Origin of the sequence: Pseudomonas sp. NPDC090233, from assembly GCF_044772285.1 — a bacterium.
Lineage (GTDB): Bacteria > Pseudomonadota > Gammaproteobacteria > Pseudomonadales > Pseudomonadaceae > Aquipseudomonas.
The window spans coordinates 388,711-413,760 of sequence record NZ_JBIVYQ010000002.1; the positions used below are offsets into that span (position 1 = coordinate 388,711).

General features: G+C 64.1%; 22 protein-coding genes. 10 read left to right on the forward strand and 12 right to left on the reverse strand.

Going from position 1 to position 25,050, the window contains the following annotated elements:
- Positions 1-12: 12 nt before the first annotated feature.
- The 3 genes from ACIQUF_RS06245 to gtdA are packed head-to-tail and all read right to left on the reverse strand — an operon-like array spanning position 13 to position 3,158.
- Positions 13-1,365: an MFS transporter gene (locus ACIQUF_RS06245; RefSeq protein ID WP_403129518.1), complete on the reverse strand. Its 1,353-nt coding sequence runs from the start codon at positions 1,363-1,365 to the stop codon at positions 13-15.
- A gap of 20 nt (positions 1,366-1,385) precedes the next feature.
- The gene (locus tag ACIQUF_RS06250; protein ID WP_403129520.1) at positions 1,386-2,084 is read right to left on the reverse strand and encodes a fumarylacetoacetate hydrolase family protein; all 699 of its coding nucleotides are present in this window, start codon (positions 2,082-2,084) and stop codon (positions 1,386-1,388) included.
- An 18-nt stretch (positions 2,085-2,102) separates the two neighbouring features.
- Positions 2,103-3,158: a gentisate 1,2-dioxygenase gene (gene gtdA, locus ACIQUF_RS06255; RefSeq protein WP_403129522.1), complete on the reverse strand. Its 1,056-nt coding sequence runs from the start codon at positions 3,156-3,158 to the stop codon at positions 2,103-2,105.
- A gap of 141 nt (positions 3,159-3,299) precedes the next feature.
- Here gtdA and ACIQUF_RS06260 point away from each other — a divergent pair, with 141 nt between their 5' ends.
- From ACIQUF_RS06260 to ACIQUF_RS06275, 4 genes are all read left to right on the forward strand, one after another.
- Positions 3,300-4,268 carry a LysR substrate-binding domain-containing protein gene (locus ACIQUF_RS06260; protein ID WP_403129524.1) on the forward strand — a complete coding sequence of 323 codons (969 nt, stop codon included), beginning with the start codon at positions 3,300-3,302 and terminating at the stop codon, positions 4,266-4,268.
- 35 nt (positions 4,269-4,303) lie between these two features.
- A complete protein-coding gene (treS, locus tag ACIQUF_RS06265; RefSeq protein ID WP_403129526.1) occupies positions 4,304-6,370 on the forward strand; it encodes a maltose alpha-D-glucosyltransferase in 2,067 nt (688 codons plus the stop codon).
- Between the two features lie 77 nt (positions 6,371-6,447).
- The gene (locus ACIQUF_RS06270) at positions 6,448-9,432 is read left to right on the forward strand and encodes an autotransporter domain-containing protein (protein WP_403129528.1); all 2,985 of its coding nucleotides are present in this window, start codon (positions 6,448-6,450) and stop codon (positions 9,430-9,432) included.
- A 112-nt stretch (positions 9,433-9,544) separates the two neighbouring features.
- A complete protein-coding gene (locus ACIQUF_RS06275) occupies positions 9,545-10,162 on the forward strand; it encodes a riboflavin synthase subunit alpha (protein ID WP_403129530.1) in 618 nt (205 codons plus the stop codon).
- On the opposite strand, the gene ACIQUF_RS06280 is transcribed toward ACIQUF_RS06275, so the two are convergent.
- From ACIQUF_RS06280 to ACIQUF_RS06305, 6 genes are all read right to left on the reverse strand, one after another.
- On the reverse strand, positions 10,163-10,867 hold the full coding sequence (locus tag ACIQUF_RS06280) for an SDR family oxidoreductase (RefSeq protein WP_403129532.1): 705 nt from the start codon (positions 10,865-10,867) through the stop codon (positions 10,163-10,165).
- Between the two features lie 98 nt (positions 10,868-10,965).
- Positions 10,966-11,859: a transcriptional regulator GcvA gene (gene gcvA, locus ACIQUF_RS06285; protein WP_403129534.1), complete on the reverse strand. Its 894-nt coding sequence runs from the start codon at positions 11,857-11,859 to the stop codon at positions 10,966-10,968.
- Between the two features lie 34 nt (positions 11,860-11,893).
- A complete protein-coding gene (gene proP / locus ACIQUF_RS06290) occupies positions 11,894-13,396 on the reverse strand; it encodes a glycine betaine/L-proline transporter ProP (protein ID WP_400804650.1) in 1,503 nt (500 codons plus the stop codon).
- Positions 13,397-13,625: 229 nt separating this feature from the next.
- Entirely contained in the window at positions 13,626-14,600 is a 975-nt protein-coding gene (gene hemB, locus ACIQUF_RS06295) for a porphobilinogen synthase (protein ID WP_403129535.1), read from the reverse strand.
- A gap of 236 nt (positions 14,601-14,836) precedes the next feature.
- Entirely contained in the window at positions 14,837-15,730 is an 894-nt protein-coding gene (locus ACIQUF_RS06300) for a PA4780 family RIO1-like protein kinase (protein WP_403129537.1), read from the reverse strand.
- 87 nt (positions 15,731-15,817) lie between these two features.
- Positions 15,818-16,249, reverse strand: coding sequence for a multidrug/biocide efflux PACE transporter (locus tag ACIQUF_RS06305; protein ID WP_403129538.1), 432 nt, complete (start codon positions 16,247-16,249; stop codon positions 15,818-15,820).
- A gap of 93 nt (positions 16,250-16,342) precedes the next feature.
- Between ACIQUF_RS06305 and ACIQUF_RS06310 the strand changes: the two genes are divergently transcribed.
- On the forward strand, positions 16,343-17,197 hold the full coding sequence (locus tag ACIQUF_RS06310) for a LysR family transcriptional regulator (RefSeq protein WP_403129539.1): 855 nt from the start codon (positions 16,343-16,345) through the stop codon (positions 17,195-17,197).
- Positions 17,198-17,202: 5 nt separating this feature from the next.
- Here ACIQUF_RS06310 and ACIQUF_RS06315 read toward each other — a convergent pair whose 3' ends face one another.
- The gene (locus ACIQUF_RS06315; RefSeq protein WP_403129540.1) at positions 17,203-18,090 is read right to left on the reverse strand and encodes a DUF2950 domain-containing protein; all 888 of its coding nucleotides are present in this window, start codon (positions 18,088-18,090) and stop codon (positions 17,203-17,205) included.
- Positions 18,087-19,442, reverse strand: coding sequence for a DUF3300 domain-containing protein (locus ACIQUF_RS06320; protein WP_403129542.1), 1,356 nt, complete (start codon positions 19,440-19,442; stop codon positions 18,087-18,089). Before ACIQUF_RS06320 ends, ACIQUF_RS06315 begins: the two co-directional genes overlap by 4 nt.
- A 180-nt stretch (positions 19,443-19,622) precedes the next feature.
- Here ACIQUF_RS06320 and ACIQUF_RS06325 point away from each other — a divergent pair, with 180 nt between their 5' ends.
- The gene (locus ACIQUF_RS06325) at positions 19,623-19,874 is read left to right on the forward strand and encodes a hypothetical protein (protein WP_403129544.1); all 252 of its coding nucleotides are present in this window, start codon (positions 19,623-19,625) and stop codon (positions 19,872-19,874) included.
- A gap of 72 nt (positions 19,875-19,946) precedes the next feature.
- Positions 19,947-20,666, forward strand: a complete 720-nt coding sequence (locus tag ACIQUF_RS06330; protein ID WP_403129546.1) for a TorF family putative porin — start codon at positions 19,947-19,949, stop codon at positions 20,664-20,666.
- Here the strand turns inward: ACIQUF_RS06330 and ACIQUF_RS06335 are convergent.
- On the reverse strand, positions 20,663-21,550 hold the full coding sequence (locus ACIQUF_RS06335; RefSeq protein WP_400804626.1) for a LysR family transcriptional regulator: 888 nt from the start codon (positions 21,548-21,550) through the stop codon (positions 20,663-20,665). The genes ACIQUF_RS06330 and ACIQUF_RS06335 overlap by 4 nt on opposite strands.
- Positions 21,551-21,677: 127 nt before the next feature.
- Here ACIQUF_RS06335 and ACIQUF_RS06340 point away from each other — a divergent pair, with 127 nt between their 5' ends.
- The 3 genes from ACIQUF_RS06340 to ACIQUF_RS06350 are packed head-to-tail and all read left to right on the forward strand — an operon-like array spanning position 21,678 to position 25,050.
- Complete coding sequence (locus tag ACIQUF_RS06340; RefSeq protein WP_403129549.1) at positions 21,678-22,505, forward strand: MaoC family dehydratase N-terminal domain-containing protein; 828 nt, start codon at positions 21,678-21,680, stop codon at positions 22,503-22,505.
- 21 nt (positions 22,506-22,526) lie between these two features.
- Positions 22,527-23,690 carry an acyl-CoA dehydrogenase family protein gene (locus ACIQUF_RS06345; protein ID WP_403129550.1) on the forward strand — a complete coding sequence of 388 codons (1,164 nt, stop codon included), beginning with the start codon at positions 22,527-22,529 and terminating at the stop codon, positions 23,688-23,690.
- Positions 23,691-23,700: 10 nt separating this feature from the next.
- Positions 23,701-25,050, forward strand: a complete 1,350-nt coding sequence (locus ACIQUF_RS06350) for an MmgE/PrpD family protein (protein WP_403129552.1) — start codon at positions 23,701-23,703, stop codon at positions 25,048-25,050.

The following is a 25,050-nucleotide window of genomic DNA, read 5'->3' on the forward strand; positions in this document are numbered from 1 at the left end:
AATCCTGCCCGGTCAAAGGGTGATGGGTGAAGTGGCGCGCAGCCCGATGGCAGGCTGCAGGCCCTTGAAGTAGATGGCGGCGGCGGCCAGTACGGCGGGCAGCATGAGCACCGCGAACAGCACCTCGAAGGACAGCCCGACGCCCAGCAGGGCCGCGCCACCGAAGGTGCCGCACACCGCCCCGATGCGCCCTACCCCGTGCGCCCAGCCGACCCCGGTGGCACGCGCGCTGGTGGGGTAGTACGCGGCTGCCAGGGCGTTGGCGCCGACTTGAGAGCCGCTGATGCAAAAGCCCATGCCGGCCACGCTCAAGCCCAGCAGTACGTAGTCGTCATGGCACTGGCCGATGGCCAACAGGCATCCGGCGCCACCGAGCAGGGCCAGTACCAGCACCCGGTGCGCGTCGAAGCGGTCCATGGCTGCGCCCAGGCACACTGCACCGAGCGTGCCGCCGACCTGGAACAGCGCACTGATCAGTGCCGCCTGGCTCAGGCTCAGGCCGCTGTCCCTGACCAGCAGTGGCAGCCAGTTGGTCATGCCATAGATGATCAGCAGGCTCATGAAGAACGCCAGCCACAGCGCCAGGGTGCCGCGCCGCAACGGCTGGGCGAGGATTTGCCGGACCGGCGAGTGACCTGCGCCGGTCTCGTCGACCTGCAGTCCGCCAGTGCCTGCCGGCAAGCGGGCGATACGGCGCAGGATGGCCAGCGCGCGAGGGTCGGCTGAATGACGCCGCGCCAGAAACCGCACCGACTCGGGCAACGCCAACAGCAGCACCGGCAACAGCGCCAGGGGCAGCACGCCGCCTAATGCCAGCACACTACGCCAGCCATACAGCGGCAGCAGTTGCGCCGCCACCACGCCGCCCAACGCCGAGCCCAGGGTGAAACCACAGAACATGCCGGTCACCAGCAGTGAACGCCTGCGCTGTGGGCAGTACTCGGAGGTCAGGGTGATAGCGTTGGGCATGGCACCGCCCAAGCCCAGGCCGGTCAGCAAGCGCAGCCAGGCGAGGCTGTGCAAATCCTGGGCAAACGCAGCGGCCAGGCTGAAGGTGCCAAAGCAGGCCACCGACAGCACCAGCACGCGCTTGCGACCGAAACGGTCAGCCAGCGGCCCAGCCATGAACGCCCCAAGCATCAACCCCACCAGAGCTGCGCCCAACACCGGGCCGAGTTCACTGGCGCCGATCTGCCAGTGCTCGCGCAGGGCCGGAGCAATGAAACCAATGGCGGCGGTGTCGAGGCCGTCGATGGCCGTGACCAGAAAACACAGCAGCAAGATGCGCCACTGGAAAGCGCTGAGCGGCTGGTTGTCGATGAAGCCTTGTACATCCACGGTATTGTTGTTGTCGGTGGAAGACATGAGTGAAACCTCCGGGTCAGTCAGACGACGCGCGCATGGATCTCGCCCAGGCCGTCGATGCCACCCACCATCAGCTCACCGGCGACGACCGCGCCGACCCCTTCGGGGGTGCCGGTCATGATCAGGTCACCCGGCTGCAGCTCGAAGAACCGTGACAGGTAGGCGATGGTTTCCGGCACCGACCAGATCAGCTTGTCGATGTCGCTGCGCTGGCGGTCCTGGCCTTCGACCTGTAGCCAGATCGAAGCCTGCGCCAGGTGCCCGACCTGCTCGGCCGGGTACAGCGGAGCAATCGGCGCGGAGGCGTCGAAGGCCTTGCCGATTTCCCACGGGCGGCCCATTTCGCGCATCTTCATCTGCAGGTCGCGGCGGGTCATGTCCAGGCCCACGGCGTAGCCGAAGACGTGCTCGCTGGCTTGCTCAAGAGGAATGTTGCGGCCACCCTTGCCAATCGCCGCAACCAGTTCGATCTCGTAGTGGTAGTTGTCGGTCTCGGTCGGATACGCCAGCTCCAAGGTCTTACCGGCGTCTACCGGCACCACGGCATCGGCAGGCTTGCAGAAGAAGAACGGCGGTTCGCGATCGGGATCGAAGCCCATTTCGCGGGCGTGCGCGGCGTAGTTGCGGCCCACGCAGTAAACACGGCGCACCGGGAAGCGCTGATCACTGCCGGCAATCGGCAGGCTGGTATGGGCGGCGGGTTCGAACAGGTAAGTCATGGCAGAGGTTTCCTCGGGTCAATGGGTTTCGCGGGCTTCGCGCAGCAGGCCCAGGGCTTGCTGGACCGGGCGGTCGGAATAGCTGAACAGCACGCACTCGTCATCCGCCTGCAGGCTCAACGCGGCCCAGCTCGGTACGACGAAGGTGTCCTTGGGTTCGAAGTGGAAGGTCTGCCCGTCGATGATGGCGCGGCCACGGCCCTCGACCACCGAGTACACGGTGGCGTCGGTGCAACGCGCGGTTTTGCCGACGAAACTGCGTGGCAACAACTGCATGCAGGTACCGATGGTCGGCATGGCCCAACCGCCTGTGGCCGGGTTGATGTAGCGCAGCTTGACGCCGTACCAGGCATCCACCTCGCCCTGGCGCTCCAGGGTCGCCAGGGCCTCGCGGGTACGGCCATAGGGGTAACTGAAGATCGGCGAAGTGCTGCCGCGTACTTCATGGCGCAGCGGCAGCATGTTGGCGCCGTGGCGGGCCAGGCTGTTGCCTTCCGGGCGGCTGACGGGCTGCACCGCTTCAGGGTAGTTTTCGGCAAAGCCTGCGCCGAAGAAGCGCACGGTGGGAATATCCAGGCCGTCGAGCCAGATCACCGGCTCACCACCTTCGGCCTCGCTCGGGTTGCCGTGATCGTGCCAGGTCCAGGACGGGGTGATGATGAAGTCGCCAGGGTGCATGGTGGTGCGCTCGCCGTCGACGGCGGTGTAGGCACCCTTGCCTTCGACCACGAAGCGCAAGGCAGACTGGCTGTGCCGATGGCTGGGGGCAACCTCACCCGGCAGGATCAGTTGCAGGCCGGCGTACAGGCTCGGGGTAATCGACGCCTGGCCGCGAATACCTGGATTTTCCAGCACCAGTACCCGGCGCACGGCCTCCTCGGCGCTGATCAACTGGCCGGCTTCCATCAGGTATGGACGCACTTCGCTGAAGCGCCAAAGTGCGGCCACGCATGCACTGGCGGGCTGTTTGGGCACCAGATTGTGAAGTTGTTCCCAAAGTGGAAACAGCGCTTGGGTGTCAATGCGCTGATAGAAGTCGGCGCGAGCAGTACCCATGTTGTCGTTGTTATTCATCGCATCACCTGTGGTGGGCTATGGTGGGGCTCGTCGTCATGGCGGCGGCCCCGTTGTGGTATCGATTAAACGCCCTTCAGCCATACAGAAAAAATGATAAATTCGTATGCAGCCATACCTAAAACATGATGGAGCAATGCCATGCACTGGACCCGCCGCCTGCGCCCACGCCATCTGCAGTTGCTGGTAACGCTGGCCGAAACCGGCAATCTCAGCGACACCGCGCGGCAGGCCTATACCACCCAGCCGGGGCTGTCGAAGTTTCTCAAGGAGCTTGAAGAAGATGCCGGCGCCCTGCTGTTCGAACGCCACGCCCGCGGCCTGCGCCCGACTGCCGAAGGCACCCTGCTGGTCAACCACGCCCGACGCATCCTCAGCGAAATGCAGCGGGCACAAAGCAATCTCGACGCCCTGCGCGAAGGCAATACGCCCAATGTCGCCCTGGGCACCTCGCCGGCCTCGGCACCCAGCCTGGTGCCTGATGCCATTTTGTATTTCCTGGAAAAACACCCGAAAGCGCAGGTGTCTTTACAGGAAAACACTATGAACGTGCTGCTCGAACGCTTGCAGCTAGGGCAGTTGGATGTGGTGGTCGGCCGCGTCGACAACTACCAGCCGAGCCAGGCCCTGCACAGCGAAATGCTGTTTCGCGAGCCCATGCAGGTGGTCGCCCGCCCCGATCATCCGCTGGCGCAGCGCCAGGGGCTGAGCTGGGATGACCTGTACCAGTACGACTGGCTGCTGTGGCCCCCCGCCACGCCAATCCGCAACCGCCTGGACACGGCGCTGAGCAATGCCGGGCGCAAACCGCTGCCCTGCCGGATCGAGTCGTCATCCCTGATGGCCAACCTGTGGTTGATGCAAAACAGCGACATGCTGTCGGTGGCCTCCGGACGCGTGGCTGAGCATTTTCACGGCCGCGGCCTGTTGCGCCGGCTGGACTTCGAGCTGGACGCGGAAGGCTCGATCGGCATGTGCTGGCGAGACGAGCCGCATATCGAAGTGGCGGTGCTGGACTTGCTGGAAAGTTTGCGCAAGGCGGCGCGCTCGCCGATTCGCAAGGCCAGTGCACACTTGCAGCCGAACGATCTGCCGCAGGCACCGTCATAAGTTGGGCCGGTGCCGCCACGCAGAGAGGACGCGAAATGACTCAACCAGACCCGTCATACGTCAAATGGCTCGAAGACCGTTCCATGCTCAAGGCCTCGCAGGAGCGGGCCCGGCTGTATTCCGGCCAGTCACGCCTGTGGCTCAACCCCTACGCCGAAGCGCAACCGCGTCGCGCCACCGACATCGCCTCGGTGTGGCTGACCGTCTACCCTGACGCGATCATTGCCCCCGAAGGCTGCTCGGTGCTGGGCGCCCTGGGCCATGAAAGCTTGTGGAAGCGCCTGTCGGACATTGGCGTGCAGGGCATCCACACCGGCCCGATCAAGCAGTCCGGCGGCATCCGCGGCCGCGACTTCACCCCCAGCGTCGACGGCAATTTCGACCGCATCAGTTTCGACATCGACCCGCTCTACGGCAACGAGCAGGAACTGGTGCAGATGAGCCGCATGGCCGCCGCCCACAACGCCGTGACCATCGACGACCTGATTCCCTCGCACACCGGCAAAGGCGCCGATTTCCGGCTGGCCGAGCTGGGCCATGGCGCCTACCCCGGGCTCTACCACATGATCGAAATCCGCGAGGAGGACTGGCCGCTGCTGCCGGACGTGCCGCTAGGTCGCGATGCGGTCAACCTGTTGCCAGCCCTGTGCGACGAGCTCAAGGCGCGCCACTACATCGTCGGCCAACTGCAACGGGTGATCTTCTTCGAGCCTGGGGTGAAGGAAACCGACTGGAGCGTGACGCCGCCCATCACCGGCGTCGACGGCAAGACGCGGCGCTGGGTCTACCTGCATTACTTCAAAGAGGGCCAGCCATCACTCAACTGGCTCGACCCCAGTTTTGCCGCTCAGCAAATGATCATCGGCGATGCCCTGCACGCGCTGGACTGCCTGGGCGCACGCGGCTTGCGCCTGGACGCCAACGGTTTTCTCGGCGTCGAGACTCGCACCGACGGCCCCGCCTGGTCGGAAAGCCACCCGCTGTCGATCGTCGGCAACCAGCTGATCGGCGGGATGATCCGCAAGGCCGGCGGCTTCAGCTTCCAGGAGCTGAACCTCACCCTGGACGACATCGCGCAGATGTCCAAGGGCGGCGCCGACCTGTCCTACGACTTCATCACCCGCCCGGCCTATCAACATGCCCTGCTGACCGGCGACACCGAGTTCCTGCGCCTGATGCTCAAGGAAATGCATGGTTTGGGCATCGACCCGGCGTCGCTGATCCACGCCCTGCAGAACCACGATGAACTGACCGTCGAGCTGGTGCACTTCTGGACCTTGCACGCCCATGACATGTACCTGTTCAAGGGCCAGACGCTGCCTGGCAACATCCTGCGCGAGCATATCCGCGAGGAGATCTACGAGCGACTGTCGGGTGAGCATGCACCGTACAACCTGCGCTTCGTCACCAACGGCATCTCCTGCACCACCGCCAGCCTGATCACTGCAGCGCTGGGCATTCGCGACCTGGAGCAGATTGGCCCGGCCGATATCGAGCTGATCCAGAAGGTGCACCTGCTGCTGGTGATGTACAACGCCATGCAACCGGGGGTGGTCGCGCTGTCGGGCTGGGACCTGGTCGGTGCCCTGCCGCTACCGGCCGAGGCGGTGGCTGAAAAGATGGTCGATGGCGATACCCGCTGGATCCACCGGGGCGGCTACGACCTGGCCGGGCTCGACCCGCAAGCCGAGGCGTCGGTGCGCGGCATGCCTCGCGCCCGCTCGCTGTACGGCAGCCTCGACAGCCAACTGGAGCATGTCGACTCATTCGCCAGCAAGGTGAAGAAACTGCTCGCCGTGCGCCAGGCCTACGGCATCGCCAGCAGCCGCCAGGTGCTGGTGCCGGAAGTCAGCAGCCCCGGCTTATTGGTGATGGTGCATGAACTGCCGGCTGGGCGCGGCATCCAGATCAGCGCGCTGAATTTTGGCCAGGAGGTGATTGCCGAGGAGCTTGTGCTGACAGGTTTCACGCCGGGGACGGTGGTGGACATGATCAACGAGACGGTCGAAGGTGACTTGACCGAGGATGGGCGGCTGACGGTGAATCTGGATCCTTATGAGGCGTTGTGCCTGAGGATTGTGAACAGTAGCGGGCATGTCTGAGGCCGGCACTGACTCCATAAAACCGTAATATCCAATGGCCATATTGGGCGCCCCTGAACAAGAACTCTGGTCGCCCAATGCCTTTCACGCCCAACCGCCTGGCCCTGTGCATCGCACTGGCCTGTGCCGCCTTCGCCCCTGCCGCTCTGGCCAAGGATTACCTGATCAACAGCGCCACCACCGAAACGCTGGAACTGAAGAAGTCGGACACCCTCAAGGTGACCTCCAGTGGCAACATCGTGGCCAGCGACGATGATGGCGTGATCCTGCCCAAGCACACCAGCGGTGCCACTGTCAGCGTCGACAACGCCGGCATCATCCGCTCCACCGACGGCCGCGGCATCGACACCAAGGACGAAGGTGAAGACCTCAGCCATTACCTCATCACCAACCAGGCCGGCGCGCTGATCCAGGGCAGCAACGATGGCCTGCGTTTTCAGACCAACCCGACGGCAGGCGGCAGCCTGAAGATCGTCAACGCCGGCACCATCGAGTCGACTGTCGAAGGCCAGGCCATCGACCTGGAAACCCTGAACAACCCGGCCTTCACCACCAGCTTGATCAACCAGGCCAGCGGCGTGATCCACGCGGTGGGCAACGACGCGATCAAGACCGGCTCCAACGCTACCGTGACCAACTACGGGCTGATCTACACCGACACCGCGCCGCAGGACAAGGACGGCCTTGACCAGAAGTACGACGGCATCAAGATCGGCACCTCGACCGGCGTCACCGTGCACAATTACGGCACCATCAGCGCCGACCGTCATGGCGTCGACCTGAAGACCGACGCCACCCTTTACAACTACGACGGTGCCAGCATCACTGGCCGCAATGGCTCGGGCTTTGGCTCCGACGGCAGCGGCACGGTGTATAACTACGGCACCATCACCGGCGCCATTGCCGATGGCAAACTCAACGGCGACGGCGATGGTGTCGACATCGACCTGATCGGCCATATCTACAACGCCGGTACCATTCAAGGCTTGGGCGCCAAAGGCGTCGACAGTGGCGGCCGGCCCAATGGCAGCGAAGGTATCGCCATGGGCGGTGGCACCATCGTCAACACCGCCAGCGGGGTCATCCGCAGCGTCGACAATGGCATCCTGGTCGATGACGGCGCCGAGGGTGCCGGCGTGGCGGCAACCCAGATCAGCAATGCTGGCCGCATCGAAGGCGAAAACGGCTTCGGCATCAAGCTGATCGGCGGGTATGACGATCGCGTGATCAACAGCGGCACCATCAGCGGCGGCAATGGCCTGGCCTTGAGCATGGGTGCTGGCAATGACAGCCTGGTGGTCGAAACCGGCGGGGTGTTCAACGGGCTGGTCGATGGCGGCGATGGCATCGACAGCGTGACCCTCAACGGCACCGGCAGCTTCGGCAACAGCCGCAACTTCGAAACGCTGAATGTGAGCGGCGGTAGCTGGACACTTACCAGCGTCGACGATTTCAGCCAGGGCGGCGTGGTTGCCAGCGGCGCGACGCTGATCAACCAAGGCAGCATCCTGGGCCTGATGCAGGTCGAACAGGGCGCGACCTATGCCGGTGGCGGTTCGGTGGGCGGTCTGCAGGTCGACGGCACACTACAGACCAACACCGGCCTGGGCGTGGCCAAGGTCAATGGCGACATGAGCTTTGGCCAGGGCGCAACCCTGGTATACGGCGTGAACGCCGATGGCAGCAGCGCACCGATCAGCGTCACCGGCACGGCCAACCTGGCCGGCGCTACCCTGCGCGTACAGCCGACCCCGGGCCAGTATCCGTGGCAGAGCCAGTACACCGTGCTGACCGCCGGCGCGGTCAATGGCACGTTCGGCCAAGTCACCAGCGATTACGCCTTCCTCACCCCGACCCTGAGCTACACCAGCAACTCGGTAGGCCTGGCCTACACCCGCAACGACATCGCCTTCGAACACTATGCACAAACTGGCAATGGCTCAGCAGCGGCGCGCAGCCTGGGCAGCCTCGGCCAGGACAGCACCTTGTACAACGCCGTGCTCGGCAGCAGCGCTGCCAGCGCCGGCAACGCCATCGAACAACTGGCAGGCAGCAACACCGCCAACCTGGCGGCCGCAACCCTTGCCGGCACCACTCAGGTGGGCAGCAGCATGCTCGGCGCCATGCAGTCGATGGGCAGCGGCGCCGGATTGTTGGTGGGTTTGAAGGACGGCCACGGCCCTGCCCTGGCCGCTACCGGCGTGCCGCGCGAGGCACGCAACCTCAACGACCCGAACGCCCAAGGGCGAGTCTGGGCTCAAGCACTTGGCAGCTATGGCAAGGTCGATGGCAGCCACGGTGCCAGTGCCCTGGAGCAACGTACCGGCGGCGGTGTGCTGGGCATCGATTGGGCGCTGGCCGGCAACTGGCGTCTGGGGGTACTCGGTGGCTACTCCCGCACGCGCCTGGACAGCACCGGCCTGGACGGCACCGTGCGTAGCTGGCATGCCGGCGTCTATGCCCAACACCAGAGCGGCCCGCTGGCCCTGCGCATGGGCGCTGCGTACAGCCGCCATGACGGCGACAGTAAGCGCGAGGTGGCTTTCAGCGGTTTCGATGAACGCCTGAAAGGTGACTATGACGCCGACAGCCAGCAAGCATTCGTCGAGTTGGGCTATGCCCTGGGCAGTGGCCGTCTGAGCGCCGAACCGTTCGCCAGCCTGGGCTATCAGCGCTATCACCGCGACAGCTACCGGGAGAAAGGTGGCGATGCGGCGCTGGCGGTGGATGCCGACACCCAGGACAACGTCAGCAGCACCTTGGGACTGCGCGTGGCGCACCTCGGCCAGCTGGCCAACGGCATGAGTTTGACCCCGCGGGCGAGCCTGGGTTGGCGGCATACCTATGGCAACATCGATACCCGCACGCGTCAGGCGTTTCTGGCGGGAGGGGATGCGTTCAGTGTCGAGGGCAGTGCAATCGACCGGGACAGCTTGCTGGTCGAGGCCGGGCTGGACCTGGGGCTGAGTGCGCGGCAGACCATTGGCTTGGGGTATAGCGGTGAGCTGGGGAGTAATAGCCGGAACCATGCCGTAGTCGGGCAGTGGCAGTTGAGGTTCTGAGGATTGGTTGTCAGTGCGGGCCTCCTCGCGGGCGGTCCGCACAGTCACCTTGCATTTAGGTCAGCAGAGGCATAGCTTCCGGGCATCGTTTTCCAAGCCCAGGAGCCTCTCCATGTACACCGGCATCGTCCAGGCCGTCCGCCCCCTCCTTGCTGTAACCACTTACCCGGGCCACAACCAGTTCACCATCGACCTCACCCCCGAACTGCTCGACGAGCTGAAGATCGGTGCCAGCGTCAGCGTCGAGGGCACCTGCCTGTCGGTCACCGAAATCGACGGCACCCAGGTCAAGTTCGACGCCATGACCGCCACCCTGGAGCGCACCAACCTGCGCTGCTTCAAGGCTGGCCAGGGCGTCAACATCGAGCGTTCGGCGAAGATGAATGCCGAAATCGGCGGCCACCTGATGGCCGGCCATGTCGCCACCACCGCCGAAATCGTCGAGCTGTCGATCGAGGAAACTGGCGCCTATATCAAGTTCCGCATGCCGCCGGAATGGGCTAAATACGTGTTCCCGCGCGGCTTCCTCGGCGTCAACGGCTGTAGCCTGACCGTCGCCGACGTGGACGATACGCTGATCACCATCAACCTGATCCCCGAAACCCTGCGCCAGACCACCTTCGCCCACTACAAGGCCGGGGAGCTGCTCAACATCGAAGTCGACCACCAGACCATGGTGCTGGTCGATGTGGTGGAACGCACCCTCAAAGGCACCCTCGCCCGCCTGTGATCAGACGCTGCGGGTGAGGCCGCCGTCGACCTTGATGTTCTGCCCGGTGATGTACGCCGCGCCATCGCTGGCCAGGAAGGCCACGGTCGCGGCGATTTCCTCGCTTTTGCCATAGCGCTTGAGCGGCACGCTGTCGCGGCGCTCGTCGGTGGCCGGCAGGCTGTCGATCCAGCCCGGCAGGACGTTGTTGATGCGAATGTTGTCGCCGGCATACTGGTCGGCGTAGATTTTGCTGAACGCTGCCAGCCCCGCACGGAACACCGCCGAGGTGGGGAACATCGCGCTTGGCTCGAAGGCCCAGGCGGTGGAAATGTTGATCACCACCCCACCCTTTTGCCGCTGCATGATCGGCGTCACCAGGCGGGTCGGGCGGATCACGTTGAGCAGGTAGGTTTCCATGCCCAGGTGCCAGTCTTCGTCGCTGATTTCCAGAATCGGCGCACGTGGGCCGTGCCCCGCACTGTTGACCAGCACGTCGATGCGACCCCACTTTGCGACCACTGCATCGACCAGGCGCTGGATATCGTCATTGGACTGGTTGCTGCCGGTCACGCCAATGCCCCCCAGTTCCTCGGCCAGGGCCTCGCCCTTGCCGGACGACGACAGAATGCCGACCTTGAAACCATCGGCAGCCAGGCGCCGCGCTGCCGCTGCGCCCATGCCGCTGCCACCTGCAATCACGATTGCTACCTTCTCGATGGACATGAAGCCTCCAGGTTTTCCTGCATGAGTGATGCAGCCAGACTAGCAGCGTGCTGCGCCTGACAGAGAGGCAGCATAGCTTCTCACTGATAATAGAAAATCTACTGTCTAACAGCCTGTTGAAGTAACCACGTTCGCACCGTGGCCAATGCCGGCGGCTGATAGGCATTTCTCGGCCACACCAGATAAAACGCCTGGTCCAGGCTCAGCGCGTGGTCGAACGCCAGGACCAGCCGCCCCGCCGCGATATCGCTCTGCACGAAGTGATAACTGGCCAGCGCCAGCCCCTGCCCGGCAATCGCAGCGTCGATTGCCAACGCGGTCTGGTTGAAGCGCACATTGCGCGCCGACGTTTGCAGCGGCTGTTGAAAGACTTCGCTGAGGAAATCGGGCCAGAAGTTGTGAGCGTCGTGCAGCAAGGTGTAGCGCTGCAGTTCCTGTAGATTCGTCGGTACGCCTTGAGCCTGCAAGAGCGCGGGGCTGGCTACCGCAACGATGCGCTGCTGAAGGAGCAACTCGGTGTGCAAGGCGGGGCCGAACGGTGGCCGCCCATAGCGCACGGCGATGTCCACGCCCTCCGGACGAAACTGCGAGAGACGCTCGGTGGCGAGCACCTGCAGGTCGATGCCGGGGTGCTCTTCGGCAAAAGATGAAAGCCTTGGGATCAGCCATTTCGCCGCAAAGGTCGGGGTCACACTGATCGTCAGTTGCGCACCATCGGGCCGCAGCGCCTGGGTAGCGCTGCTGATCAAGGCGAAGGCGCTGCGGATATCGCTGCTGTAGCGCACGCCTGCGCCTGTCAGGGCCAAACCTCGGGGCAGCCGCTCGAACAGCTTGATCCCCAGGTTCGCTTCAAGCCCGCGAATCTGCTGCGCCACCGCGGCCTGGGTAACCCCCAGTTCGTCGGCCGCCAGGCGAAAGTTGAGGTGCCGCGCCACCACCTCGAATACCCGCAGCCCATTGAGCGGCGGTAACGCAGAATAACCCTCGGCCATTTAGAAAATCTACTGAGTGAGCGGGCCTTGTACCTTACTCGATACGTGGATGCTGTTGCACCAAGAGCTTGCGCTTGGCCTCAAGTTCCGCGATCTGCTCGTCGATGTCCTCGATCTTCTGCTCGATGTTGTCGTGATGCTCCTGCAGCAGCTCGCGAGCTTCTTCGATGTCCGAGGCGGCTGGCGCGGCGCCGCGCAGCGGCTTGTTGGCGGTTTCCTTCATGGTCAGGCCGGTGATCAGGCCTACGGCGGCAATCACCATCAGGTAGTAGGCCGGCATGTACAGGTCACCGGTGCTCTCCACCAGCCAGGCGGCCAGGGTTGGAGTCAGGCCGGCGATCAACACCGAGATGTTGAAGGCGCTGGCCAAGGCGCTGTAGCGAATGTGTGTGGGGAACATTGCTGGCAGCGTCGACGCCATTACGCCGATGAAGAAATTGAGCATTACGGCGATGATCAGCAACCCGGCGAAAATCACCCCGAGCACGCCGCTGTTGATCAGCATGAACGCCGGGATGGCCAGCACGAACAGGCCGACGCTGCCGATGATGATGAAGGGGCGGCGGCCCCATTTGTCGCTGAGCAGGCCGATGATCGGCTGCACGAACAGCATGCCGACCATGATCGCGATGATGATCAGCACGCCGTGGTCTTCGCTGTAGTGCAGGTTGTGCGACAGGTAGCTGGGCATGTAAGTGAGCAGCATGTAGTAGGTGACGTTGGTGGCGATCACCACACCGATACAGGTCACCAGACTGCGCCAGTGCTGGGTGGCCACCTCCTTGAACGACACCTTGGGCCCAGAAGCCAGGCCTTCACGGTCGCCCTGCTCAAGCTTCTCGACATGCTGCTGGAAGGCCGGGGTTTCCTCCAGTGCATGGCGCAGGTACAGGCCGATGATACCCAGCGGCAAGGCCAGGAAGAACGGCAGGCGCCAGCCCCACTCGAGGAACTTCTCCTCTCCGAGAATGGTGGAAATCAGCACCACCACACCCGCGCCGAGCACAAAGCCGGCGATCGAGCCGAAGTCCAGCCAACTGCCAAGGAAGCCGCGCTTGCGGTCCGGCGCATACTCGGCGACGAAAATCGAAGCGCCGGTGTATTCGCCACCCACCGAGAAGCCCTGGGCCATCTTCGCCAGCAACAGCAGGATCGGCGCCCAGATGCCGATGGAGGCATAGGACGGTATCAGGCCGATGGCGAAGGTGCTCAGCGACATGATCACGATGGTCGCGGCGAGGATTTTCTGTCGCCCGAACTTGTCGCCCAGGGCACCGAAGAACAGCCCGCCCAACGGACGAATCAGGAACGGCACCGAGAAAGTGGCCAGGGCCGCGATCATCTGCACGCTGGGGTCGGCGTTGGGGAAAAACACCTTGCCCAGCGCATAGGCGACGAAGCCGTAAACGCCAAAGTCGAACCATTCCATGGCATTGCCCAGCGCCGCGGCGGTGATCGCCTTACGCATCTTGGCGTCGTCGACGATGGTGATGTCTTTCAAGCCGATCGGCTTGACGCTTTTCTTGCGAGATTTCATGCCTGTGTCCCTTCACTTGACGTTTCGCCACTGGCCGGCCTGCGGCTAGCTGGTGGCTCTAAGGCATCAGATACAACGGGACACTAAATAATTCAGCGCTTAACGATTTTTTGTGAGTGAACTGAGCGACTTCTGGCAAGGCTTGCAGAAATCAGCAGCGCTGTAATCGCTGGATTGGGGCAAAAAAAACCGCTGCAGAGGCAGCGGTTTTTTATCGGATGGCGTTTTATCAGATACCGTCGCGCGCCAGGTCCATGGCGAAGTAGCTCAGGATCAGATCGGCACCGGCCCGCTTGATCGCGCCGATGCTTTCACGCACCACACGGCCTTCGTCAATGGCGCCGGCCAAGCCGCCGAACTTGATCATCGCGTACTCGCCACTCACCTGATACGCCGCCAGCGGCAAGCGCGATGCGGCGCGGATGTCGGCGATCACGTCAAGGTAGGCACCGGCCGGTTTGACCATCAGCACGTCAGCCCCTTCCTGCTCGTCGAGCAGCGACTCGCGCACCGCTTCGCGGCGGTTCATCGGGTTCATCTGGTAGCTCTTGCGGTCGCCCTTTAGCACGGTGCCACCGGCTTCACGGAACGGGCCATAGAGCGACGAGGCGAACTTGGTGGAGTACGCCATGATCGCGGTGTCGTGGAAGCCAGCGGCATCCAGTGCGCCACGGATCGCCTGGACCTGGCCGTCCATCGCCGCCGACGGCGCGATGAAGTCGGCACCCGCAGCAGCGGCAATCACCGCCTGCTTGCCCAGGTTGGCCAGGGTGGCGTCGTTGTCCACGCCATGGTCGTGCAGCACGCCGCAGTGGCCGTGGCTGGTGTATTCACAGAAGCAGGTGTCGGACATCACCACCATTTCCGGCACGCTGTCCTTGCAGATGCGCGCCATGCGTGCGACCAGGCCGTTTTCGTTCCAGGTGTCGCTGCCGGTGGCATCCAGGTTGTGCGAAACGCCGAAGGTCATCACCGACTTGATGCCGGCGCGGGCGTAGCGCTCGATTTCCTGGGCCAGCAGTTTCTCGGGGATACGATTGACTCCCGGCATGCTGCTGATTGGCACAAAGTCGTCGATGCCTTCCTCGACGAAGATCGGCAGGATCAGGTCATCGAGGCGGAATTCTGTCTCCTGGAAGATCGTGCGCAGGGAATCGTTCTGGCGCAGACGGCGGGGACGAACGGAAGGGAAACGGTTGGACATGACAGCTCCAGGGAATATGGACGGCGTATACCTTATGCCTGTTGGGCTTCAGTGGAAAGACCGGGGGGTGAGATTGTGTCGTGCACTCAGGGCAATAGTTGGCTTTTGCATTGGCTGTGCCGGCCCTTTCGCGGGCGGTCCGACGTCTCGGCAAGCCCGCTCCCACAATGGTCCTGCCAACACTGATCATTGTGGGAGCGGGCTTGCCCCGCGAAAAGGCCAGTGCTGGCGCTAAATCACTGCAACCAAGGCGGCGGCGGCTCTTCGCCTTTGACCGGGCCATGCTCAGCTTCGGCCCGCGCCGCGCGGCGACGGGCATCGTCGAGCCGCGCAGCGTCGATCTCGCGCATCACTCCGCCCACATCGGCGACGTGCTCGTCGTCCTCGAATTCACCCGTCAACGGGCTGTCCACCTTCAACTCGCCCGCTTCGTACAGCGCCCACATTTCCTGGGCATAGCGGGTGTGCTTCAGCTCCGGGGCAAAGCGCCCGAAATAGTGCGCCATGTTCGCCACATCGCGCTGCAGCATGCTGAACGCATGGTTGTTGCCAGCGGCATCCACCGCCTGCGGCAGGTCGATGATCACCGGGCCGTCAGGGCCAAGCAGCACGTTGAATTCGGACAGGTCGCCATGCACCAGCCCGGCGCACAGCATCAGCACGATCTGACGAATGACGAAGTCGTGGTATTCACGGGCCTCTTCGGCCTCCAGGTGCACGTCATTCAGGCGCGGTGCGGCATCGCCGTCGGCGTCGGTCACCAGCTCCATCAACAGCACGCCATCCTGGAAGTCGTATGGCTTGGGCACCCGTACACCGGCACTGGCCAGGCGGAACAGCGCCGCCACTTCGGCGTTCTGCCAGGCGTCTTCGGCCTCCTTGCGGCCGTACTTGCTGCCCTTGGCCATCGCCCGAGCCTGGCGGCTGTTGCGCACCTTGCGGCCTTCCTGGTATTCGGCGGCCTGGCGGAAACTGCGCTTGTTGGCCTCTTTGTAGACCTTGGCGCAACGTACCTGGGCGCCGCAACGCACCACGTAGACGGCTGCTTCCTTGCCGCTCATCAAGGGTCGCAGCACTTCGTCGACCAGTCCGTCTTCAATCAGCGGTTCGATTCGTTTTGGCGTCTTCATCAGGCTTGTTTCGGGGTCCTGTCTGGCCTTTTGGCTGGGATGGCGGACATCCTCTCACAGGCGGCTGCGTCTTGCTCGTTTGTCTGCTCAGGCGGTGGCCCGGCACTGCACAATCAGGTGCCGGGCCCGGTCGAACGCCCAGTTGTAAACCACCGTGTAAGGCAGGATGATCACGAAGAAGCCCAACTCGACCATCAGCGCCTGCCACAGCGAGATGTCCAGCATCCAGGCCGCCACCGGCAGGCACCACACCACCAGGCCTGCTTCGAAACCCAGGCCATGAACGAAGCGTGACGAAGCCCTCCACTGGATACGTGGAGTTGCCACATAGCGGTCAACCAGCATGTTGTAGAGCATGTTCCAGCCCATGGCGATCAGCGACAAGGTAACTGCCAGACTACCCGCCGTGGCCAGCGACTTGCCCATGATCCAGGACAACAGCGGAGCACACAGCAATACGGCAAAGAACTCGTAGCCGACGGCATGCAGCAGACGTTCGGAGAAAGCGACTTTTTTCATGACAGGTTCCATCGTGTGATCAACTCGTGCTTCACATTTTCTTTGATGCAACTGATACTCGCGACATAGCTCCTATCGGTTTTATCAATACCTATGCGCTACTCACCCGAAGCTCTCGTCGCCTTTGTCGAAGCCGCCGCGCTCGGTTCGTTCTCGGCTGCAGCGCGTAAACTGCGCAAAAGCCAATCGACCATCAGCATCGCCATCGCCAATTTCGAAGCGGACGTGGGCTGCCCGCTGTTCGACCGTGCGGGCCGCCACCCCACCCTCAATGCGGCCGGTCGTCAGGTGCTGAGCCACGTCGAGGCGATCCTCGACGCCAGCGCGCGGCTCGACGCTCTGGCGGTGCGCCTGGCCGAGCAGGTCGAGCCGCTGGTCTCGGTGGTGATGTCAGACAGTTACAGCGTGACCTTCCAGGGCGCGGTGATCAGCCGTTTCGCCGAAAGCTATCCGCATACCGAACTGCGCTGCGGGCCGGCCGAAGACGCCGACGTGATCGACATGATCCAGCAGGACATGGCGCACATCGGGATCCTCGCCGCGCAGCCGCAGTATCCAGCCGACGTGGCCGTGGCGCGCTTGGTGGAGCAGGCGGAGTTTGCCGTGTACGTCAGCACTGACCACCCGCTGGCGCAGCAACCGGCACTGCAGCCGCTAGACCTGGAAAACGAGCGCCAGCTGTACATCAGAACCTACGCCCCAAGTCTGCACCACGGGCGCGGCCAAGCCTGGTCCGCGCCGGACTACCTGACCTTGCTTGAGTTTGCGGTGCGCGGTTTTGGCTGGGCCGAGCTGCCCAGGGCGCTGGTGGCACGCTTTGGCAGCGGCCTGGTGGAATTGCCGGTGGCAGGTTACCCACGACGCGTCGCAATGGATGTGATCTGGTCGCGGCAAAAGCCGCTTGGGCCGGCCGGCCAGTGGCTGGTGCAGCAGCTGTTGTCGCGCTAACCGCGTCAATCACTGCCGTCTACAGCCACCACCTGCCAGCTGTCATCCGGGTCAAAGCGCTGCATGGCCTTGACCAGCTTGTCACCCTGCGGCCCGAGGTCCTTCTCGAACACCTGCCCGTCATGGCTGACCATGAAGCTCATTACCCCGGTATCGTCGTACTTGGCCGGCCAGGCGACCATCGCGAAGCCCCGGCTCATCTGCGTGCCGATCAGGTAGCTGTAGGCGCCACCCGGTGCTGATGGGCCTTGGCCATCGAGGATACGGAAGTGATAACCGTACCAGTCGTCCCCCACCACATCCTGGCCGAACAGCGGGCCGAGGGGGCTGACTTCGCCGCTCGCGTCCGCTTCCCAGTACAGCCCATCGTGCTTGCCGGGCGAGCTGAAGACTTGCTGGGCATACTCCAGCGCGCCGTTGCCGTTGCGGTCCTTGGAGGCGTAGTCCATCTGCGCATCGTGATAGGCGAGCAGCGATTGCACGGCCGAAAGCTCATCGCGGCCGATGCGCCGTGCGCGGATCTCGGCGCTGCCGGCCTTGAGGTCGAAGCGCCAGCCGTTGGCGCTGTGCGACAGCGGAATGGGGAGCGTCCAGTGCTCGCTGCCCACGGCCAGAACAGCTTTGTCGTCGCTTTGCTTTTGAATCTGGTGCTGTTGGCGGTATTGCTGCAGAAACGCATCCACATCGCTGCGCTGCACGCCTTCACGGGGGATATAGGTGCGCCAGTCATCGCCGAGCAACTGGGCCAGGCGTGCCTGGTCGGCATGCTCGGTGCCCAGCGCTTGGACAAAGGCATCGACGGCTTTTTCCGGTGTCGGAAATGCCTGCTGCGCAGCCAGGCTCGAACCTGCACTGGCCAGGGCAATCAGCCCAAGCATCGTCTTGATGTTCATCGCCGGCCTCCTCCGCCACGGCGCATCGGCGCACTGGGCCTGGAAATGGCATGCCCCGCAGCACGCGCTGAATGGGGCCGCTGGGCAAGCATCTGGCTGGTCCTGCCGCGGTCGATCTGGGCCATGCTGCGCGATGGAGAACGGACGCCCTCGAAGGCATTGTTGCGCGCCCTGCCAGCATGGGTGTTCTGCCTGCTCTGCAGGGTCTGGCGGGCTTGCTGGCCGTCGCGACCGCCCCTGGCCTGCGGCTGACGATCGGCGAGGTGCGGGCGGTTGGTCTGGGCTTCGCGCACCTGGTCACGGGCCTGGCGGTTGCTGGTGGCGGGCCGTTCGATGCCTGCCCGGTCCATCGACGCGCGGGCGCGGTCGCGGGCCTGGGCGCGTTGGGCGTTGTCGCCCCGGAAGGCCGCGCGCTGGCTGGCACCCTCGAGCTGGCGGCCATACTGCTGGCGGCTGCGGTTATCGCGGTAGGGCACGCCATCACGGTGCACGGCGTTGTGCTGCCAGGTGTTCTGGTTGTTGCCGATGCGGTTGTTGACGTTGATGTTGTTGTAGCGATTGACGTCGATATCGATGTCGTTGAGCCCCCAGTCGCAATCGCCCCACAGGGAATTGACGATCGCCACCCCTGTGCCGAAGGCCAGCCCCGCCACCAGCGCTGAGCCTGCGTAGTACAGCGGTGACGGCGGGTAATAGACCGGCGGCGACGCGGGATAGGCCCAGGTGCCATAACTGGTGGTCGGGTTGTAGGTGGGCACGTAGACCACCTGCGGGTCGGCGGGCTGAATGATGATGGTACTGGCGGGTGCCGCGGCACTGCTGGCCGGGGCTGCGGGTGCAGCCTGCACCGTAACGTTCTGGTACTGGTTGCTTTGCAGGTTGCCGGCAGCCTTCGCTTGCTGGCGCAGCCTTTGCACGGCGCCCATCACATCGTCGGGCTGGGCCAGGAACGCATCCCCCAGGCGCTGCACCCAGACCGGGTCCTGGCCCAGCACCACCAGCACCTGCGGGAAGGCCACCAGCGCCTGGACGCTCGGGTCCCACGGCTGCTTGGCCACTTGCTTGACCGCGTCATCGCCCTGGGCCTTGGGGTTGGCTTTGGACCAGGCCACCGCTTCGCCCACCTCCCCGGGGTAAGTCGCGGCCATCAGCACCTGCGCCAGCAAGGCATCGGGATACAGTGCAATGGGGGCCAGCATCTGGTCCAACTGCTCCTGATTGAACACCGCCTGTTTGGCCGGTGCCGCTTCGGCAGGTTGCGCAGGCGCGGGAGACGTTTCAGCCTGTGCAAGGATTGTTAGACCGCTCAGGCAGAGCACCGCCGACACGACGCAGAGCAATGGCATGCGCATCACAGTTCCCTCGGAGTGAAGCCGCGTGGCACTTAAGCCTAGCAAAGGCTGCGGTTTGCACACGGCTGCTGGCGGTATCAATAGTCACTATCGAGAACGACAATTTCTACTGATCGCGCACGCTCAATAACCTTGCTCCATCGACTCGGCACATTCGCCCCCAAATTCTGGAGCTCCCCCATGAACACCACGGCCCGCCTGCTGCTCGCTGCCCTCACCGCCACCGCCCTCGCCGTGCTCAGTGGTTGCGCCAGCCACCCCGAACTGCGCCCCTACACCGCCGAAGAAACCCGCCAGTTGCAACTCGAATCCATCCAGCGCCAGGCCCTTTCACTGGACGAATACGAACTGCGCAAGCGCGTGATCCTGCGTGCGGCCAGCCCGCAGGTGGTGACCGAAGTGGTCGAGGCGCAGCCTGGGATCAAGGGCTGACCGGATCGACATTCCCCAGCGCCTTTGATGTATCCTGTGCCGCTCAAGAGCAAGCCTTCCAGGACGGTGACCATGACCAGGCCCCTTCTGTTGCTGAGTGCGGCCCTGCTGTTCAGTTCGGCGGCGCAGGCGCAGCAGATCCAGCGCCAACTGGGCGATTTCGATTTCAAGCTCGGCACCACGCCCTCACGCAGCATGGCCCAAGGGCTGATCTCGCCGAGCGCGACCGGTGCCTTCCACGGCGGCCTCGACCTCAGCCACCCCAGCGGCTGGTACGTCGGCCAGTACGCGCCGAGCATGGGCGTGACTCCCGAATCCACCCTGCGCCTGGACAGCTACCTGGGCTACAAGCACCATTTCGACAGCACCCTGGGTTACGAGGTCGGCCTGATCCACTACAGCCAACCGAATATCGCCGGCCCCGACAGTTATGCCCTGTACGGCGGCATTTCGATCCTGGGCAGCCGCATCGGCGGTGCCTGGCGCGACAATCCGGACAACCGCACCGGCACCCTGTTCGCCGACTTCGGCCAATTACCCGTATTCGACGTGGATTTGACCGTGAAGCTCGCCCACCACCGCCTGGGCACGCCGTTCACCATTGGTGACGGCAGCCAGGTGGATGCGTTCTCGGACTGGTCGCTGGAGCTGTCGCGGCCCTGGCTGGGCATCGACCTTAACCTCATCTACAGCAACTCCAACCTCACCGGTGGCGGCTGCGATGCATACGCGGGCATCAATACCTACTGCGAAAGCATGGTGACGCTCAAGGCCCAGCGCAGCTTCTTCTAGGTTTCAGGCATCAGCGTTGCAATCAACGCCCGCACGGTCCCCGGCAAGGCATCCAGCTCGCGCACCAGAATGCTGCGCTCACGCACCGCCCACGGTTCATCCAGGGTAATGGTGACCAGCCCCATGGTCTGGCTATGCCGCAGCGCCGCCGACTCGGGGATGATGCCAATCCCCACGCCCGCCTCCACCAGCCGGCAAATGGCCTCGAAACTCGACAGCTGAATGCGTAGCGACAGATTCAGGCCCATACGTTCCACATGGTCGCGCAGAAAGCTCAGCAGCGTGCTGCCGTCGTGCAAGCCGATATGCTGGAACGCCAGGGTCTGCTTCAACGACACCTGCTTGCAGGTCGCCAGCTCATGCCCTGCCGGCACGATCAGCACCAGCCGGTCGGTGCTGAAGTGCATCACCTGCAAACCGCTCGCTTCGACCGGCCCGGCGATTATGCCCATGTCGCTGCTGCCGTCGAGCACACCGCGCACGATATCCCGCGACAGGCGCTCTTGCAGGTCGACCGTCACCCCGGGACGCTTGGCCAGGAAGCCTGCCAGCACTTCGGGGAGGAATTCGGTGACGGCGGTGGTGTTGGCGAAGATGCGGATATGCCCGGCCGAATCGGTGCCGAACTGGGTGAATTCGGCTTTCAGGTAGTCCACCTGGCGCATGATCAGCCGGGCATGCATCAGCAGTTTTTGCCCGGCTGGGGTCAGCTCTACGCCACGGCTGTCGCGGTACAGCAGGCGTGTGTCGAGCTGCGCCTCCAGCGCCTTGATCCGCGCGCTGGCGGCGGCCGGGGAAAGAAATGCGCGGCGTGCGCCCTGGGTCAGGCTCGGTGATTCACCGATATGAATGAAAAGCCTCAGGTCTGCCAGGTCGAAATGCATCGGGGTGTCCTTGCACGGCGCGGGCGTTCAGCATACATGAACGCTGCCTTACGAAAATGCAAATTCACAGAATGCCAGGCGCCTCGCATGATCGATGCCATAACAACAAATGCAGAGGCCCATGGTGATGACTGCTACGGACTACAGTGCCTGGATCGGCCGCACGGAAGAAGCCGTCGACGAGCTCAGCCGCAACCTGATCAAGCGTATTGCCGCCACCTTTGGCGAAACCGCACCCGCCGCCGGACAACCGCTGCCGCCCTTGTGGATGTGGTGCTTCTTCCAGGAGCCAGTGGCCGAAACGCAACTGGGCAGCGACGGCCACCCGGCACGCGGCGGCTTCCTGCCACCCGCAGACAACCGCAACCGCATGTGGGCCGGGGGCCGGGTTGAATTCATCGCTCCGCTCAAAGTCGGCGCCGAGGCACATCGCCTCTCGACCATCGTGCACATCGAGGAAAAACATGGCCGCAGCGGCGCATTGCTGTTCGTCACAGTGCGCCACGAGTACTCGCAACACGGCAAGCTGTGCGTGCGTGAGGAGCAGGACATCGTCTACCGCGAACCCAATCCGCCAAAATTGAGCAGCGCCGCGCCAACCGCTGCAGCCGACTGGAGCGAGGCCATCACGCCCTCACCGACCTTGCTGTTCCGCTACTCCGCCGTGACCTTCAACGGGCACCGTATCCACTACGACCACCCCTACGTCACCGGCACCGAGGGCTACGCCGGCCTGGTGGTGCACGGCCCGCTGATCGCCACCCTCAACCTGCGCGCCTTCATCCGCGCCAACCCCGGCAAGCGTGTGCGCCATTTCGCCTACCGCGGCGTACGGCCACTGACAGTTCCCACGTCATTCGAACTGGCCGGCCACATCAGCGAGCCAGGCCAGGCGCAGCTATGGGCCGGCAATGCCGAGGGTGTGGCACAGAGCGCCGACGTGCTTTTCGACTGATACCTGGACAGGGAACCCCACATGCATACGTACGACAGCGATGACCTCAATGCCATCCGCGAAGGCGTGCGCGCCTTGTGCGCCGAATTCGACGCCAGCTACTGGCGCAAGATCGACGAAGAAAAAGGCTTCCCCGAAGCCTTCGTCAAAGCCATGACCGACGCCGGCTGGCTGTCGGCGATGATCCCGGAGCAATTCGGCGGCTCTGGCCTGGGCCTGGCCGAAGCCTCGGTGATCCTCGAAGAAGTTAACGCCTGCGGCGGTAACTCCGGCACCGTGCACGGGCAGATGTACAACATGTTCACCTTGCTGCGCCATGGCAGTGAAGAACAGAAGCGCCATTACCTGCCCAAGCTGGCCAGTGGCGAGTTGCGCCTGCAGTCGATGGGCGTGACCGAGCCCACCACCGGCACCGACACCACCAAGATCAAGACCACCGCCGTGCGCCAGGGCGACACATACGTGATCAATGGCCAGAAGGTGTGGATCTCGCGGATCCAGCACTCCGACCTGATGATCCTGCTGGCCCGCACCACGCCGCTGGCCGAGGTGAAGAAAAAGTCCGAGGGCATGTCGATCTTCCTGGTCGACCTGCGCGAGGCCATCGGCAATGGCCTGACCGTGCAGCCGATCGCCAACATGGTCAACCACGAAACCAATGAGCTGTTCTTCGACAACCTCGAACTGCCGGCCAGCAGCCTGATTGGCGAAGAAGGCCAAGGTTTCCGCTACATCCTTGACGGTCTCAATGCCGAGCGCACGCTCATCGCCGCCGAGTGCATCGGCGATGGCCGCTGGTTCATCGAGAAGGCCAGCGCCTATGCCCGTGACCGCGTGGTGTTCGGGCGGCCGATCGGGCAGAACCAGGGTGTGCAGTTCCCCATCGCCGAGGCGCATATCGAAATCGAGGCCGCCGACCTGATGCGCTGGCGGGCCTGCGCCGAATACGACAGCGGGCAGAACGCCGGGGCCAGCGCCAACATGGCCAAGTACCTGGCGGCCAAGGCGTCGTGGGAGGCGGCCAACGCTTGCCTGCAGACCCACGGCGGTTTCGGCTTTGCCTGCGAATACGACGTCGAGCGCAAGTTCCGCGAAACCCGCCTGTACCAGGTGGCGCCGATCTCCACCAACCTGATCCTGTCCTACGTGGCCGAGCACCTGCTCGAACTGCCACGCAGCTTCTGAGGGCCCGAGCATGCAGCATACCCAAGCCCTCGCCGGCTTCCTCGCCGACCTGCGCTACGCGCACATTCCCGGCCACGTGCTGGACCGTACCGAAGACTTGTTTCTTGACTGGCTGGGCTCGGCGCTGGCCAGCCAGGGCGCGCACCCGACCCCGTTGTTCGAGCGCTACGCCGAACGCATGGGGCCTGCGCAAGGCAGCGCGCGGGTGCTGACCAGCGGGCGCAGCTCATCGCCCTACTTCGCCGCCCTGGTCAATGGCGCAGCCTCGCACCTGGTCGAGCAGGACGACCTGCATAACAGCTCGGTGCTGCACCCGGCCACCGTGGTGTTTTCAGCCGTGCTGGCAGCCGCCCAGGACCTCGACAAAAGTGGCCAGGACCTGCTGCAGGCAGCGGTGGCCGGCTATGAAGCGGGGATTCGCATCGGTGAGTTCCTCGGCCGTTCGCACTATCGCATCTTCCACACCACCGCCACCGTCGGCACGCTGGCGGCGGCGGTGGGTGTGGGCAAGCTGCTGGGCTTCGACCAGTCGCAGTTCATCAACCTGCTCGGCAGCGCCGGCACCCAGGCCGCCGGCCTCTGGGAGTTCTTGCGCGATGCCGCCGACTCCAAGCAGTTGCACACCGCCAAAGCGGCCGCCGACGGCCTGTTGGCCGCTTACCTCACCGCTGATGGTCTGACCGGGGCGCGCAACATCCTCGAAGGTGAACAAGGTCTGGCCGCTGGCATGTCCCGCGACGCCGACCCGTCGCGCCTGAGCGACCGTTTGGGGGCACGATGGGCCTTGGTGGAAACCTCGTTCAAGTTCCACGCCTCGTGTCGCCACACCCACCCCGCCGCCGACGCGCTGCTGCAGCTGATGCAACGTGAAGGTCTGGGGCATGAACAGATCGCCAAGGTGGTCACCCGCGTGCACCAGGGCGCCATCGACGTGCTGGGCCGGGTCACCACGCCTGCAACCGTTCACCAGGCCAAGTTTTCCATGGGCACCGTACTTGGCCTGATCGCGGTGCACGGCAGTGCGCAGCTCCTGGAGTTCCGCGACCTGGCGCTGACCGATCCGCAGGTCGCGCGCTTTCGCGACAAGGTCGAGATGCAGCTCGACGCTGAAGTGGATGCGGCCTATCCGGCCCGCTGGCTGGGCCGAGTGGAGGTCACCTGCAACGACGGCCGCACCTTCAGCGCCGCCATCGACGAACCCAAGGGCGACCCGGGCAACACCCTCTCGCGCCCAGAGCTGGAAGCCAAATTCCAGCGCCTGCTGGCCTATTCCGGCGCACGCAGCCCGGCCCAGGGGCAGGCGCTGATCGCTCGCATCTGGCAGCTGCGCGACGCCCGCTCGCTGGCCGATCTGCACTGA